The organism is Nonomuraea sp. NPDC048882, from assembly GCF_040649755.1.
GTDB lineage: Bacteria > Actinomycetota > Actinomycetes > Streptosporangiales > Streptosporangiaceae > Nonomuraea > Nonomuraea maheshkhaliensis.
Genome location: NZ_JBEZGB010000001.1, coordinates 1,094,059 through 1,108,630, shown reverse-complemented (window position 1 = coordinate 1,108,630; position 14,572 = coordinate 1,094,059). Strand labels below are relative to the sequence as shown.

General features: G+C 69.7%; 13 protein-coding genes. 2 read left to right on the top strand and 11 right to left on the bottom strand.

Features of this window, described 5'->3' with window-relative positions:
- The first annotated feature begins 37 nt into the window (after positions 1-37).
- A complete protein-coding gene (locus AB0C27_RS04820; protein ID WP_357837840.1) occupies positions 38-631 on the top strand; it encodes a TetR family transcriptional regulator in 594 nt (197 codons plus the stop codon).
- 30 nt (positions 632-661) lie between these two features.
- On the opposite strand, the gene AB0C27_RS04815 is transcribed toward AB0C27_RS04820, so the two are convergent.
- The 10 genes from AB0C27_RS04815 to AB0C27_RS04770 form a co-directional block, all read right to left on the bottom strand.
- Complete coding sequence (locus tag AB0C27_RS04815) at positions 662-2,164, bottom strand: AMP-binding protein (protein WP_357837837.1); 1,503 nt, start codon at positions 2,162-2,164, stop codon at positions 662-664.
- Positions 2,161-3,222 (bottom strand): LLM class flavin-dependent oxidoreductase, encoded by a 1,062-nt coding sequence (locus AB0C27_RS04810; protein WP_357837834.1) that lies wholly within the window; start codon positions 3,220-3,222, stop codon positions 2,161-2,163. The genes AB0C27_RS04815 and AB0C27_RS04810 overlap by 4 nt, the downstream gene beginning before the upstream one ends.
- 138 nt (positions 3,223-3,360) lie before the next feature.
- Complete coding sequence (gene cpt, locus AB0C27_RS04805; protein ID WP_357837831.1) at positions 3,361-3,894, bottom strand: chloramphenicol phosphotransferase CPT; 534 nt, start codon at positions 3,892-3,894, stop codon at positions 3,361-3,363.
- A gap of 60 nt (positions 3,895-3,954) precedes the next feature.
- Positions 3,955-4,974: a hypothetical protein gene (locus AB0C27_RS04800; protein ID WP_357837828.1), complete on the bottom strand. Its 1,020-nt coding sequence runs from the start codon at positions 4,972-4,974 to the stop codon at positions 3,955-3,957.
- Positions 4,975-5,154: 180 nt separating this feature from the next.
- Entirely contained in the window at positions 5,155-5,649 is a 495-nt protein-coding gene (locus AB0C27_RS04795; RefSeq protein WP_357837824.1) for a hypothetical protein, read from the bottom strand.
- Positions 5,646-7,058, bottom strand: a complete 1,413-nt coding sequence (locus AB0C27_RS04790; RefSeq protein WP_357837821.1) for a DUF3696 domain-containing protein — start codon at positions 7,056-7,058, stop codon at positions 5,646-5,648. Before AB0C27_RS04790 ends, AB0C27_RS04795 begins: the two co-directional genes overlap by 4 nt.
- 150 nt (positions 7,059-7,208) lie before the next feature.
- A complete protein-coding gene (locus tag AB0C27_RS04785; protein ID WP_357837818.1) occupies positions 7,209-8,342 on the bottom strand; it encodes a M20 family metallopeptidase in 1,134 nt (377 codons plus the stop codon).
- A gap of 19 nt (positions 8,343-8,361) precedes the next feature.
- Complete coding sequence (locus tag AB0C27_RS04780) at positions 8,362-9,909, bottom strand: AbgT family transporter (protein ID WP_357837815.1); 1,548 nt, start codon at positions 9,907-9,909, stop codon at positions 8,362-8,364.
- 76 nt (positions 9,910-9,985) lie between these two features.
- Positions 9,986-11,479: an ATP-binding protein gene (locus AB0C27_RS04775; protein WP_357837812.1), complete on the bottom strand. Its 1,494-nt coding sequence runs from the start codon at positions 11,477-11,479 to the stop codon at positions 9,986-9,988.
- Complete coding sequence (locus AB0C27_RS04770; RefSeq protein WP_357837809.1) at positions 11,476-13,125, bottom strand: FAD-dependent oxidoreductase; 1,650 nt, start codon at positions 13,123-13,125, stop codon at positions 11,476-11,478. Before AB0C27_RS04770 ends, AB0C27_RS04775 begins: the two co-directional genes overlap by 4 nt.
- A gap of 87 nt (positions 13,126-13,212) precedes the next feature.
- Between AB0C27_RS04770 and AB0C27_RS04765 the strand changes: the two genes are divergently transcribed.
- Positions 13,213-13,782 carry a helix-turn-helix domain-containing protein gene (locus tag AB0C27_RS04765; RefSeq protein ID WP_357837806.1) on the top strand — a complete coding sequence of 190 codons (570 nt, stop codon included), beginning with the start codon at positions 13,213-13,215 and terminating at the stop codon, positions 13,780-13,782.
- Positions 13,783-13,793: 11 nt separating this feature from the next.
- Here the strand turns inward: AB0C27_RS04765 and AB0C27_RS04760 are convergent, their stop codons facing one another.
- Entirely contained in the window at positions 13,794-14,555 is a 762-nt protein-coding gene (locus tag AB0C27_RS04760; protein WP_346104288.1) for an SDR family oxidoreductase, read from the bottom strand.
- Positions 14,556-14,572 lie beyond the last annotated feature (17 nt).

The following is a 14,572-nucleotide window of genomic DNA, read 5'->3' as shown; positions in this document are numbered from 1 at the left end:
TGGACGTGCGGGGCCCCGCCCCCGGAGAATGTGGATCATGAGCGACCGACCGGGCCTGCGCGAACGCAAGAAGGCCAAGACCAGGGCGTTGATCCAGAAGGAGGCGCTGCGGCTCTTCCGCGAGCAGGGATACTCCGCCACGACGGTCGAGCAGATCGCGGACGCGGCGGAGGTGGCGCCCAGCACCGTCTTCCGCTATTTCGCGACCAAAGAGGACCTGGTGATGGTCGACCAGTTCCCGCCGCTCATGGAGGCGCTCGACGCGGTGCCGCCTGACGCCGGTCCCGTCGCGGCCGTACGGATGGCGATGGCGGCGGTGATCGAGGCGCAGACGCCGGAGGAGCGCGCCGACAGCCTGGAACGGGAGCGGCTGATGTTCTCGGTGCCCGAGCTGTGGGCGTCGAGCATGGAGAACGTCACCGGCGTGATCACCACGCTGCGGGAACGGCTGGCGGCCCGCGAAGGGCGCGAACCGGACGATCCAGAGCTGCGCAACGTCACCGGGGCGATCATCGGGGTGATGCTCGCCCTCTGGTTCGAGTGGGTGAAGGACCCGGAGATGGACGCGCCCGCCCAGCTCGACCGGGCACTGCGGCACCTGGAGGCCGGGCTGCCGCTGCCCCGGGGCTGATCCCCGGGGCCGCCGCTGCTCCGGGGCTGATCAGGCGCTGCCCGGGTAGCCACCGCCGCCGTGCGCCGCGTCCAGGGCGTCGTAGTCGGGGGTGAAGCCGCGTTTGGGGATGGCGTCCACGAACACCACGTGCTTGGGCTTCTTGTACGACGCCAGCAGCGTGCGTACGTGCTCGATCAGATCGTCGGCGGTAACCTCCTCGGCCTCGGGCCGCAGGGCGACGACGGCCTTGACCGCCTGCTGCCAGTCGGGGTCGGGGACGCCGATGACGGCGGCGTCCGCGACGGCCGGGTGCGTCTTGAGCGCCCGTTCCACTTCGGCCGGGTAGACGTTCTCGGCGCCCGACTTGATCATGCGCAGCTTGGGGCCGATGAAGGTGAGGGTGCCGTCGGACTCGCGGCGGCCGAGGTCGCCGGTGTGATGCCAGCCGTACGCCGTCTTTTCCGCATTTAAGTCGGGCCGGGCGAAATATCCGGAAAAGAGGGTCTTGCCGCGGGCGCAGATCTCCCCGACCTCACCCGCCGGAACCTCCGTGCCGTCCGGAGCCAGCAACCGCACCTGCACCAGCGGCGACGGCCGCCCCGCGAACCCGGCCCCGCCCTCCGCCAGCCCGAGGAAGGTGAGCATGCCGCCCACCTCGGTCTGCCCGTACCCGCCCATCTTGGAGCGGCACCACGGCGAGTCGTCCACGGTGATCATGTCGTCCCACTCGGCGGAGTGGGAGACGAAGCGCAGCGAGGACAGGTCGTACTTGCCGCCCGCGTTCGCCTTGGCCACCGCGTCGATCATCGGCCCGAACAGGAACGCCTGCGTCACCCGCTCGGCGTCGATCAGCCGGCAGACCTCCTCGGGGTCGAAGGCGGGGGTGAAGACGTTCGTGCCGCCGATCTGGAACGTGGCCAGGCAGAACATCATGGTGCCGACGTGGAAGAGCGGGCCGTCGCTGAGGAAGGTGAAGCCGGGCTCCATCTGCCGTACGACGAGCAGGGACGTGGCGTGCGCGACGAGCGCGGCGCTGCTCAGCAGGGCGGCGCTGGGCCGCCCGGCGAAGGCCGCGGTGTAGAGGGCGAGGACGGGTTCGGCGTCGTCCACCTGGGCGAACTCGCGCACCGGCGCCTCCGCGACGGCCCGCTCGTACTCCTCGCCGGCCTGGAGCCACGTCCCCGCGCCGGCGGCGCGCAGGGCCGTGGTGGCCTCCGACGGCTCGTAGACGACCACGGACGGGGTCAGGTCGTCGAGCACGAAACGCAGCTCGTCCGGCGACTGCCGCCAGTTGGCCGGGCAGAACACGGCGCCCAGCCGCGAGCAGGCCAGCAGCAGCTCCAGCACGGCGTGCGAGTTCTGCCCCAGCCACACCACCCGGTCCCCGGTGGCGACGCCGGAGCCGGACAGCGCCGCCGCCAGCCTGGTCACCCGCAGGTCCAGCTCGGCGTAGGTGTGGCGGGCCTCGCCGTCCACCGTGGCGGTCACGCCGGGGCGGCTGCGGGCGTGGTCGGCGAGTACGTCGGACAGCGACAGGCTGTGGATCATCATCGGTCTCCAAAGGCCGGCATGACTTCGGTCGCGAAGAAGCGCATGACCCGCTTCATGTCCTCCAGCGGCATCGGCCTGGTGCTGCCGAAGTCGCACAGCAGGTTGCCGAACCCGGCGTCCCTGAGCAGCGAGATCTGCTCGATCACCCGGGCCGGGTCGCCGATCACCTCCAGTTGCTCCCACCGGAACTCGGTCGAGACCGAGCCGCCCTTGAGGTAGCGGTCCTGGTAGTACTCGAAGCCCTGCGCCGCGCGGCCGGTCTTCGGGTCGATGGGGGCGCTGCGCTCGTTGAAGATGCGCGAGCGGTCGAACGACGCCTCGAACCGCTCCTGGTCGGCGCGGGCCTGTTCGAGGGTGGGGGCGACGTACACGCTGCGGGCCACCACGAGATCGGCCCGCTCCTGGTGCCCCGCCCGCGCGGCCGTCTCCCGCCAGGTCTCGGCCGCCTTGACGACCTTCCTGAACGGCGCCGCCGGATCGGCCAGGATGGGCAGGCCGCGCTCGGCGTACATGGTGACCGTTTCCGGCGAGACGGACGCGACGTGCAGCGGCGGATGCGGGCTCTGCAGCGGCCTGGGCACCAGCGACACCTCGGTCCCGGTCTTGTAGAACTTGCCCTCGTGCTGGTACGAGTCCTGCGTCCAGAGCCCGACGATCACCTCCAGCGCCTCGTTGAACCGGTCGCGCGCCTCGGCCAGGTCGATGCCGAACCCCTCGAACTCGAAGCTCTGGTACCCCCGCCCGATCCCCAGGTCCAGCCGCCCCCCGGACAGCACGTCCACCAGCGCCGCCTCCTCCGCGACGTGGAGGGGATCGTGCAGCGGCAGCACCACGATGCCGGTGCCGAGCCGCAGGTCGGTGGTGCGGGCGGCGGCGTGCGCGAGCATGGTGAACAGGTTGGGGACGACGCCGTAGTCGCGGAAGTGGTGCTCGGCCAGCCGTACCCCGTCGAACCCCAGCTCCTCGGCCAGCTCGATGAGCTCCAGGTGGTAGTCGTAGACGTCCTTGAAGCTCTGTCCGTCGAAGCGGTGGAAGAGGTGGAAGGTCGAGAACTTCATGCGGCGGCCTCTCGCTAAACCAAGCGCTCGCTTGGGAGCGTACCACGCGAGAGGTCCGGCGGCATGGGCCCGGCGCGCGACGCGGACCGCTCGCCGGGGCCGGGCGGCTCTTGCCGGGTGGTTGCTACCAGGTGGCTCTTACCGGGCGCGGGCAGCGATGGCCCGTGCGCACTCCATGGCCTCGGTGCGGGTGGTGTCCACCTCCAGGTCGTAGTGCACGCCCTCGTGCACCACCTCCGCCTGCTGGGCGGCCATCCCGCGGACCCGGTCGCCGCGGGCGACCTCGCGGCCCTCCGCCACCGCGACGTCGCACCGGACGCCGACCCACAGCACCTCCAGCCCGGTGAGGACCTTCTCCCAGCGCTGCTGGGAGGACGGCCCGCCGAGGAAGACGTCGTCGATGACGATCCGGGCGCCCGCGCGGGCCATCGCGGCGACGCCCTCCCGCCAGGCCGCCTCCAGCCGCATGAACTCGGGCCCGACGCTCACCTCGCCGTCAGGGCCGAACTCGATGCCCGCCGCCGAGCCCTCCATGGACGCCGGCATCGACTCGACGAAGGAGTCGACGCCGGCGGCCAGCCACGGCTCCGGCAGGATCGCCTGGAGGCAGCGGGTGATGCCCGACTTACCGGAACTGGAGCCACCGTTGAGCACGATCACCTGAACAGTCACCGCACCACCCTAGAAGCCGGGCCCGTGCCGCAGGCAACCCCTTTTCGTTGCTGAGGGGTGTTATCGGGTGATGATGCCGGTCCAGTTCTTCATCGCGCGTCTCCAGACCTGGGCCGCCTCGCTGCCGAAGTACGGCGACACCCCGGTGTCGTAGCGGCCGTCGCCGTCGGTGTCGGAGGCGCTGATCGTGATGCCGTTCAGGACGCCGAGGCCGCTGTCCGCCGCGTAGCCGCTCACCCACGCCGACCCGATCGACCCCTCGCCGGTGAACGGGGACTCCGCGCCGACCGGCTGGTCCATGCGCGGAAGGCCCACCGACGCCGCGAACGTCGCCCCCGCCGACCGTTCGAGCGTCGCACCGGTGTACGGACGGCTGCCGTCGGGATGGGCCCCGGCGGGGAAGCCGAGCACGTCGACCGGCGGCCCGACCGGCTGGTTGTAGGCGAAGCCCTGCCCGCCGACGACATCGACCAACCGGCCGATGTTCGTGAACGTGCCGGGCGCGGGGGAGGTGACGCCCCGCCACACGTTGACGAAGGCGTAGTCATGGTCGTAGTCGCGCACGTCGTCGAAGGGGTAGGGGGCGGTGCCCACCTTGCCCACGTACAGACCGAAGGGCGCCGTGCCGGCGGCCTGGCCGGGAACGAAGACCCACTTGCCGAGCGCGCCCATCGGAGCCTCGACGTCGAACACGCAGTGCCCCGCGGTCGCGACCAGGTTGTGGTACTGGCCCTGCACGGCCGTGCCGGTGCACCAGTGGGGCTGGTTGTCGTCGCCGATGAAGTACACCTTGCCCGAGGGCGTGGGCAGGGTCCCGTCGGGAGCCGCGGGCACGCCCGGGGCCACCGGCCCGAAGGATCCCGCCGTGCCGTCGGGGACGATCTCCGCGGTCGAGCGCTCCGCGGTCATCTCCGTGTGGACGGTGTACGGGGTGGCGGCCCGCAGGTTGGCGCCGTCGTCGGCCAGCCAGAACTCCGCGACCTCCCGCGCCACCGCGGAGCTGTCGGCCAGCTTCACCGTCGCCACCTCCACGGCCGCCTGCGCCGGCAGCGTGACAAGGACGCTACTCAGTGTGACCATGCCTAACGCGATCAGTGCACGCCTCAAAGTCGGATCTCCCGTCGGGTTCATGGGACGCGTTCGCGCCCCGGGGGCCTCAGGTCAGGGCCCCGGCGGACGGCAAGATCGTAACCCGGGCGGGCTTCATGATCCAGAGTTTTTTAGATCACATGTTCGACTGCTGCCGCCGCGCTGAGAGGATCACGATCTGCACGCCTTCAGACAGGTGGGACAGAGCTCGAGTACGCGAACGCCTTCGTCGGCCAGCAGGGCGGCCGATTCGCTCCAGTCGGAATCCACGCAGTTGACGATGGGAGTCTCGTCTTCGCAGGTCTTCGCCACCGCGATGAATTTGTGGTCGGACTTGTCGAACCCGCTCAGCGTGGCCGGCACCTCCGCGTAGGAATGCTCGACAGGCGTTATCTCAGCGATCGCCACATGCTCAGGATTGGCCTGCGAACGGTGGAGGTGGAGGAAGAACGCGTCGCCCATCCCGGGCTGTCCGCTGTGCGAGCAGTACCTTCGGTATTCGTCGTATATCTCGTTCTCGGAGTCGAGTAAGAGAACCGATTCGTTGCGGACCCGCTCCAGGAAGTCGACGGCCGCGATGACGCATTCGTCGGTTGCTTGAGGGGACCTCTCGTTTGCCACGATGAGAACGTTCGTGTCGATGATGACGCGCTCGGGATGGTTCAAGCAGACCTCTCACGAATAGCGCGCTTCCGAGCCGCACGAGTGGTCGCCGCGGCTTCACCCAGGGAGTCGCCGAAGAAGTCTTTGGGCCAGTTGGCGATGTTGCCGTACTTGTCCATCCTCAGTCGCTCGACCCTGGACGAGCCGTCCACGAAGTCGCAGAAATAGAGTTCGCAGTCCTCGGGCAGCAGCTGGATGCCGCGGTCGAGATCCTGCTCGGCGATTCTCCGCTGCAGGCGCATGAGGAGATGCTCGGAATGGCTCTCCATGATGATCTGGATCCCGCGAGCCTTGGCCGCCTCGATGATGATGTCGGCCAGGGCGGCCTGTACGGCGGGATGGAGATGGATCTCGGGCTGCTCCAGCAGGACGGTCGATCCTTCGGGGGCGTAGGCGAGGAGTACCAGCACCGGCAGGACCTGGCTGACCCCGAAGCCGACGTCGGTCAGGAGCACGGACGGGCTGCCGGGCCCGCGGCGTACGTTGACTCGGTAGAGAGTCTTGCGTTCGTCGACGGCCCTGACCTCGAAAGCCGAGATCAGGCCCAGCTCGGTCAGCCATTCGGCGACGTGCTGCTCCATGCTGATCCGGGGCGTGCGGCGGCGGCCGCCGTCCTTGCGGGTGACGAAACCGCGCGAGTTGACCTTGCCGTCGGTCTGCGAGGCGATGAGGGCGTCCACGGTGAACTCTCCGCGCCGGCCGACGTCCACGGGCCTGCCGCCGGACCAGATGTACTGCCGTTCAGGGTCTTGGCGCATGGGGCCGAGATAGAAGACCCGGCTGAAGAGATTCTCGAAGCGCAGTTCCAGGTCGGAGAGGAAAGAGGCGTTGCGGAAGTACGCGCGCACCTCGTCGGGAAAACTGTAGAACTTTCCCGGGGGAGGAAGTGGCCAGGCGCGGCCGGTGGCCCGCTTGAAACGAAATCCAGCCGAGGTCAGTTCATAGCGCTCTCGTGTTGTCTGCATTCTGCTCAGCGAAAAACTCAGATCGCCGAGGCCGTACCGCACCTCCTCGACCGCGGGGAACGAACCGACCTCGGAGATGCGTACAGACAGGCTCAGGTCACGACTGGACACGATGGGAGCCCGGCGGGACGTCTCCTCGGGGTCGCGGACCTCGATGTCCTTGCCCTCAGCCCAGCTCAGCGCCATCTCCATGGCTCGCGACCTGTCGTGCTGGAAGATCACGTCTTCGAAGGTGCCCAGGTTGACGAGAGCGGATGGAGTGCCGCCGAGGTCAAGCACTCTGCCCCGGTCGGCGGACTCGATCGTCTGTTTCATGAGAAGCAGACTCTGGAGAAAGCTGGTCTTGCCTGATGAATTACTGCCGAAGAACGCGGTTATGGAGCCCAGCTTGATGGGTCCGCTGTCCTCCCATGCTTTAAAGTTTTTCAGGCTAAGGTGGGTTATCACCCTGATGTCCTATCTTGTGGCCATGCGGCCTGCCTCGGTCAGTGGGCTTCCACTTGTGCCCTGGCAGCTTTATGGCGCGCATTCGACTCCATCAAGGCATAGTTTGGCACGATCACCTCGGCGGTGACGCCCGCTCGTCCGCGCGAGAACCTACGCCAGCGCTGTGATCAGCCCCATGGTCAGCGCCGTACGTTCCGGGATGTGCTCCACCAGCACATGCTCGTGCCGCGCGTGCGCCCCGTCGCCCACGGCGCCCATGCCGTCGAGCACCGGGCGCCCGAGCGCCGAGACGAAGTTCCCGTCGCTGGCCCCGCCGACCGCGACCTCGTCCACCAGCCGGCCGAACCCGGCCGCCACCTCCTGGGCCTCCTTGAACAGCCGCTGCGAGGCGGGGTTGGGGGTCATCGGCGGGCGGTTCCACTCGCCGGTGGCCGAGATGGTGACGCGGGGGTCGGAGGCCCGCAGGTCGGCGAAGAGGTCGTCGATGCGGCCCATCTCCGCCGGATCGGTCACCCGGACGTCCACGCCGCACGTCGCCTGCCCGGCCGCGACGTTGCGGCCGGTGCCGCCGCCGATCAGGCCGACGTTGACGGTGGTGCCGCGCTCGCGGGAGCCGGCCCCGGCCAGGGTGGTGACGATCTCGGCCAGCGCGTGGATCGCGCTCGCTCCCGCGTACGGGTCCAGCCCGGCGTGCGCCTCGATCCCGGTGACGCTCACGCTGAACAACCCCACGCCCTTGCGCGCCGTCTTGAGCGCGCCGTCCATGGACGCCTCGAACACCAGCGTGGCCAGGGCGTCCTCGCTGGCCGCCTCGATGTGCTCGCGCGAGGACGGGCTGCCGATCTCCTCGTCGCCGTTGAACAGGAACCGCACGCTCGGATGCGGCAGCCCCAGCTCGCGCAGGCCGCGCAGTGCCCAGACGGACTGCACGAGCCCGGTCTTCATGTCGAAGACGCCAGGACCGGTCGCCTTGCCGTCCACGACCGCGAACGGCCAGCCGCTCAGCGTGCCGGTCGGCCAGACGGTGTCGTAGTGGCTGAGCATGAGCACCGTCCCAGGAGCGGTGCCCTGGTAGGTCAGCTCCAGGATGTCGCCGTGCCGGCCGCCCTCGTGCAGGATCTCGTCGTCCGGGGTGCCGAGGTGACCGACCGCCCTGGCGCGGATCTCCCGCAGCCCCTTGACCAGCATGGCCTTGTCGTAGCTGTGGGTCTCCAGCTCGACCACGGCCCTGAGGTCGTCGAGCATGGCCGGCAGGGCCTGCCGGGTCCAGTCGATGATCAGCACGAGAATCCTTTCGCGGGGGTCAGGAGGGAACGGGCGCTCCAGGGCCGAGCGGGACGCCGAGCCACCAGAACACGAAGAACAGCAGCGTCCAGACGACGAGCAGGGTGAACGCCAGCGGGATCGTCATCGAGGCCAGCGTGCCGATCCCGGCCGAGCGGCGGTAACGCTGCAGGAAGCCGAGCGCCATCACGAAGTACGGGCTCATCGGCGTGATCGCGTTGGTGCACGAGTCGGCGATGCGGTAGAGGGCCTGGGTGTACTCGGGCGGGATGTCGAGCAGCATCAGCATCGGCACGAACACCGGCCCGACCAGCGCCCACTGGGCCGAGCCGCTGGTCACCACCAGGTTGATCAGGGTGACCACGAGCAGGATGCCGAGGAAGACGACCGGCCCGCTCACCCCGGCCGTACGCAGCAGGCCGGCCCCGTTGACGGCGATGATCTCGCCGATGCCGGTCCACTTGAAGTACGCGAGGAACTGCGAGATCGCGAAGAACAGCACCAGGATGGGCGCCATCTCGCGCAGCCCGTGGGCCATGAAGCCCGGGATGTCCCTGCTGCCGGTGACGGTGCCCGCGGCCCGGCCGTAGGCCCAGCCGACGGCCAGGAAGGCCAGGCCGAGGAAGACGGCGATCGAGGTGAGCAGCGGCGACTGCACGATGCTGCCGCCCTCGCCGCGCAGCGGTGAGCCGGCCGGCAGGACGGCCGCCACGGTCGCGGCCAGGAACAGCACGAGCGTGATCAGCGCGTTGCGCAGCCCCTTGCGTTCCCGGGGGCTGAGCGTCAGCGAGCCGAGGTCGTCCTCCTCCGCGTCGGGATCGACCGGCAGCGACTCGACCCGGCGGGCCAGGATGCGCTCGGTCACCACCGTGATGGCTCCGGCCAGCAGCAGCGACGAGGCGATGGAGAAGTAGTAGTTGGCCAGCGGCGTCACCAGGTAGGCCGGATCGACGGTGTGGGCGGCGGCCGTGGTCAGCCCGGACAGGATCGCGTCCACCGGCGTGACGAGCGGGCTCGCGTCGTAGCCCGCCGAGATCGACACGAACGCCACCACGATGCCCAGGATCGGGCTGCGGCCCACGGCGCGGAAGGCGAGCGCGCCGAGCGGGATGAGCACCACGTAAGCGGCGTCGGTGGCCACGTGGGCGACCATCCCGGTGAACGCCAGCGCGAACGTCACCCACTTCGGCGACACCTTCGACACCCCGCCGCGCAGCACCGCCGCCAGCAGCCCCGACCGCTCGGCCACCGCGACGCCGAGCATGACGACGAGGATCGTGCCGAGCGGCGGGAACGAGGTGTAGTTCTCGATCGCGTCGCCGACCATCATCCGCACGCCCTCGGCGGACAGCAGGTTGCGAGCCGCGACGGTCTTGCCCGACGCCGGGTTGACGGCCGAGACCCCGGCCGCCGCCAGCCCCCAGCTCACCAGGGCGAGCAGCGCGCTCAGGATGACGAAGAGCCAGAACGGGTGGGGCAACCGGTTGCCCAGGCGTTCGATGCCGCCCAGCACCTTGAGGAGCGAGCTCAGGCCACGCGAACCCGCGACCGCCTCCGACGTGCCCACCGGCCCGCCTCCTTCCCGCATTTCGGTCACCCATTACATGCGGTCAGTAAGCGTTCTGACAAGTCGGAGTCGAGAATCAGTCAGTGTTGGCGGCCTCCCGCAGCGGCAGTCGTACCTCGAACCAGGTGTCACCCGGCACCGAGCGGACCTTGATCTCACCGCCGTGCCGACCGGCCACGATGCGGTAGGAGATGTCGAGGCCGAGCCCCGTGCCCTCGCCCACGGTCTTGGTGGTGAAGAACGGCTCGAAGATCCGGTCCTTGATCGCCTCCTCGACGCCGTGACCGGTGTCGCCGATCTCGACGATCGCCTCGTCCTCGTCGTGGGCGGTGCGGATGGTGAGCGTGCCCTCCTCGCCCATCGCGTCGAGGGCGTTGTGGATGAGGTTGGTCCAGACCTGGTTGAGCTCGCCCGCGTAGCAGGGGAGCTCGGGCAGCGTGCGGTCGTAGTCGGTAACCACGCTGATGCCGGGCGGGATCTTGCCGCGGAAGATCGCGATGGTGCTGTCGAGCAGCTCGTGCACGTCCACCTGCTGGAACGGCGCCCGGTCCATCTGGGAGTACTGCTTGGCCGAGCGGATGAGCGTGGTGATGCGCTCGGTCGCCTCGGTCACCTCGTTGAGCATCTGCGAGATCTCGATGGCCTCGGCCAGCCAGTGCAGCGCGGACGGGGTGTGCTCCTCGCCCACCTTGGCGCGGATCTTCTGCAGATAGGCGTTGCTGAAGCCGGCGGTGACGAGCGCCGGGGTCAGCTCCCACGCGTCCTCGACGCCCAGCTCCTCCAGCGCCTCGCCGAGCTCGTCCTCGGCGTCGGAGATCTCCATCGGCGAGCGCTGCGGCTGGTTGCCCAGGTTGCTCGTGCACGCCTCCTGCGCCTCGATCAGCGCGCGCAGCTTGTCGGGCGCGATGCCGGCCTCGGCCAGCCCGGCCAGTTGCATGCGCGAGTTCTTGATCAGCGTACGCAGCTCGCTCACCGCGCGCACGGCCGCCGCGGCCGGGTTGTTCAGCTCGTGCGTGAGCCCGGCGGTGATCGTGCCGAGCGCGGTCAGCCGCTGCCGCCGGTCGATGATCTCCCGCTGCATCCGCCCGCCGGACATCAGCCCGTCGAGCAGGTGCATCGCCATCGGGAACCACTCGGCCACGATGTAGGCGAACTTCTTGGCCGGCAGCATGAAGATGCGCGACGGAGCGGTGGCGCGCAGCGTGTGCTGGTAGGTCTGCGGCGCCCGGTCGCCCAGGTAGGCCGCGGTGGCGCCGCCGTAGACGCCCGGCTGGGAGGTGCGCGGCATCGCGACGGTCCCGGCGCTGACCGTCTCGCTGATCATCTGGATCTCGCCGTCGAGCAGCACCGCGAAGCACTCGGCCGGCTCGCCCTGCCGCAGCACGTCCTCGTCCTGGGCGTAGGTCTGCACCCGGCCGCTGATCGCGAGCTTGGTGAGCTGGTCGTCGGTCAGCCGTTCGAACAGGAACAGCTTGCGCAGCTCGTCGATGTCGATGTTGGGCACGGTGTTGGGCACGGTGCTGGATCCGGGGCCGGTCTCGGCGCCGCAGGCGTACTCGGTCTCGCTCACTGCTTCTCCAAATAACGGTGCACGAGCGCGACGGCCATCGCGCCTTCTCCGACGGCGGAGGCCACCCGCTTGATCGACTCGGCGCGCACGTCGCCGGCGGCCAGCACTCCTGGCACGTTGGTCTCCAGGTAGTACGGCTCACGACGCAGCGGCCAGTTGCGCGGCCGCCGCCCTCCCTGCACCAGGTCGGGGCCCGTCAGCACGAAGCCGCGCGCGTCGCGCTCGACCGTCTCGCCCAGCCAGGACGTGTACGGCTCGGCCCCGATGAAGACGAACAGCCACTGCGCGTCCACCGTGCGCTGCTCGCCCCTGGTGGACAGCGTCAGCCGCTCCAGGTGGCCGCCGCCGGCGCCGCCGGCGACCTGGGTCTCACAGTGCACCTCGATGTTGGGGATCGCGGCGATCTGCTCGATGAGGTAGTGAGACATGGACTTCTCCAATCCATCACTCCTCACCAACAAATGAACCTTGCTCGCGAATCCCGACAGGTAGACCGCGGCCTGACCCGCCGAGTTGGCCGCCCCCACGATGAACACCTCGGTGTCCTTGCACGCGGGCGCCTCGGTCAGCGCGGCGCCGTAGAAGACGCCCCGGCCGACGAACTCGTCGAGGCCGGGCGCCTCCAGCCGCCGATAGGTCACGCCGGTGGCCAGGATCACCGCGTGCGCCGCGATCTCGCCGCCGTCCTTGAACCCGACCACGCGCGCCTGCCCGCGCGGCTCCAGGCTGATCACCTTGCGCGCGGTCAGCAGCTCGGCCCCGAACTTCTGCGCCTGCCTGCGGGCCCGGTCGGCCAGCTGCTGGCCGGAGACGCCGTCGGGGAAGCCCAGGTAGTTCTCGATCCTGGAGCTCTGGCCTGCCTGCCCGCCCGAGGAGTACGCCTCCACCAGCACGGTGTTGAGCCCCTCCGAGGCTCCGTAAACGGCGGCGCCGAGCCCGGCAGGGCCGCCGCCCACCACGATCAGGTCGTAGAAGTCGGTGGCCGGCGTCGTGGACAGCCCCACCGCCGCGGCCAGCGTGGCCTGGTCGGGCGACTCCAGCGTCTCGCCGTCGGAGGTCACCACCAGCGGCAGGTGACAGCCCTCGCCGGCCGCCTTCACCAGCTGCGCGCCGTCCGGGTCCTCGGCGAGCAGCCACTGGTACGGGACGTGGTTGCGGGCCAGGAAGTCACGCACCTTGTACGACTGCGCCGACCACCGGTCGCCCACCACCCGCAGTTCGGTCCGCTCGACCCGGTCGGTACGCAACCAGGCGTCGAGCTGGCCGTCGATCACCGGATAGAACTTCTCCTCGGGCGGGTCCCAAGGTTTGAGCAAATAATGGTCCAAATCCACCACGTTGATTGCCTGGATCGCCGCGTCGGTGTCGGCATAGGCGGTCAGCAGCACCCGGCGCGCATACGGGTACAGATCCATGGCGGCCTCCAGGAACTGCACCCCGTTCATCTGCGGCATGCGGTAGTCGGCCAGGATCGCCGCCACCTCGTCACCCCGCAGCCGCATCTCCTTCACCGCGTCGATACCGTCTCTGGCCGTTTCCGCGCGGACGATGCGGTATTCCTGCCCGTAGCGGCGTCTCAGATCACGGGCGACCGCCCGCGAGACGCCTGGGTCGTCGTCCACCGTCACGATGACCGGCTTGTCCATCTCCCGTACGCCCTTTCCGTGGTCTCCCTCAGTTGAAGGATGTCATGTACGCCGGTATGGGTGAGCACGCGCTCATATCATGGGCGGATGGGCACACGCGACCGCATCATCGACGCCGCTGAGCAGGCGATTCACGAGTTCGGCATCGCGGGAGCCACCACCCGGCGCGTCGCCGGCCAGGCCGGCTGCTCCGAGGCGCTGCTCTACAAGCACTTCGCCAGCAAAGAGGAGCTCTTCCTGGCCGTGCTGCTGGAACGGATGCCCGCGCTCGGCCCCGCCCTGTCGCGGCTGCGGCTGAGCGTGGGGGAGGGCGACGTGAGCGCCAACCTGACCGCGTTCACGGCGATGGCCCTGGAGTTCTACACCAGGGCGGCGGCCATCGCCGGGGGCGTGCTGGCCGATCCGCCGCTGCTGACCGGGTTCAGGAAGATGCTGGCCGAGGCCGGCTCGGGCCCGCACGTGCCGATCGAGGCGCTGGCCGAGATCCTGCGGGCCGAGCAGCGGGCCGGGCGGATCGACGCGGCCGTCGACGCGGGGGCCGCCGCGTCGATGCTGATGGGGGCCTGCTTCCACCGGGCCAACCTGGCGAACTTCGTGGACCTGCCCGACGACGACCAGACCTGGGCGGCCACGATCGTCGCCACGCTCGTCAGGTAACTCCCTCGCCATCAGGCGATGACGTGGGCTTCGCCGCCGTCCACCAGGAGCGAGACCCCGTTCACGAACGAGGCCCTGTCACTGGCCAGGAACGCCACCACGTCCCCGATCTCCTCAGGCCGCCCGACGCGCCCGACCGGCACCTGCTCGCCGCGCTGACGCAGCGCGTCGCCGTCGCCGGCCAGGGCGCGCAGCCGCTCGGTCTCGATGGGGCCTGGCATCACGTTGTTGACCAGCACGCCGTCGCGGCCCACCTCACGGGCCAGCGTGCGTACGAGGCCGGCCACGGCAGGGCGCAGAGCGTTCGACAGGGCCAGCCCATCGAGCGCCTCGCGGGCCGCCCGCCCGGTGATCGTGACGATCCGCCCCCAGCCGCGCGAACGCATCTCCGGCAGCACCGCGTGCGCCAGCCGTACGGTGCCGAGCAGATTGCGCTGGACGGCCACGTCCCAGCCGTCCATCCCCACCTCGTCGAAGCGCCCTGCGGGCGGCCCGCCCGCGTTGGCGACGAGGATGTCGATCGGGCCGAGCACCTCGCGCGTCTCCTCCACCACCCGCCTGGCGGCGGCCGGATCCTCCACGTCGGCCAGCACGGCGTGCACGACCTTGCCGAACTCCTGCAGCTCCACGACCGCGTCGGCGAGCTTCTCCGGGTCACGGGCGCTGACACAGACGTCGCAGCCCTCACGCGCGAGGCTCTTGGCCGCGGCGAGTCCGAGACCCGCGCTGCCACCGGTGACGAGGGCGACCTTGCCCGAGATGCCGAGATCCATAGGGGCGACTATAGATC

Bases quoted from the DNA above. Each gene is read 5' to 3' on its own strand.
- AB0C27_RS04770 (WP_357837809.1), bottom strand. From the start codon at position 13,125: ATGGACAAGCCGGTCATCGTGACGGTGGACGACGACCCAGGCGTCTCG.
- AB0C27_RS04760 (WP_346104288.1), bottom strand. From the start codon at position 14,555: ATGGATCTCGGCATCTCGGGCAAGGTCGCCCTCGTCACCGGTGGCAGC.
- AB0C27_RS04765 (WP_357837806.1), top strand. From the start codon at position 13,213: ATGGGCACACGCGACCGCATCATCGACGCCGCTGAGCAGGCGATTCAC.
- AB0C27_RS04815 (WP_357837837.1), bottom strand. From the start codon at position 2,164: ATGATGATCCACAGCCTGTCGCTGTCCGACGTACTCGCCGACCACGCC.
- AB0C27_RS04820 (WP_357837840.1), top strand. From the start codon at position 38: ATGAGCGACCGACCGGGCCTGCGCGAACGCAAGAAGGCCAAGACCAGG.
- AB0C27_RS04810 (WP_357837834.1), bottom strand. From the start codon at position 3,222: ATGAAGTTCTCGACCTTCCACCTCTTCCACCGCTTCGACGGACAGAGC.
- AB0C27_RS04800 (WP_357837828.1), bottom strand. From the start codon at position 4,974: ATGGTCACACTGAGTAGCGTCCTTGTCACGCTGCCGGCGCAGGCGGCC.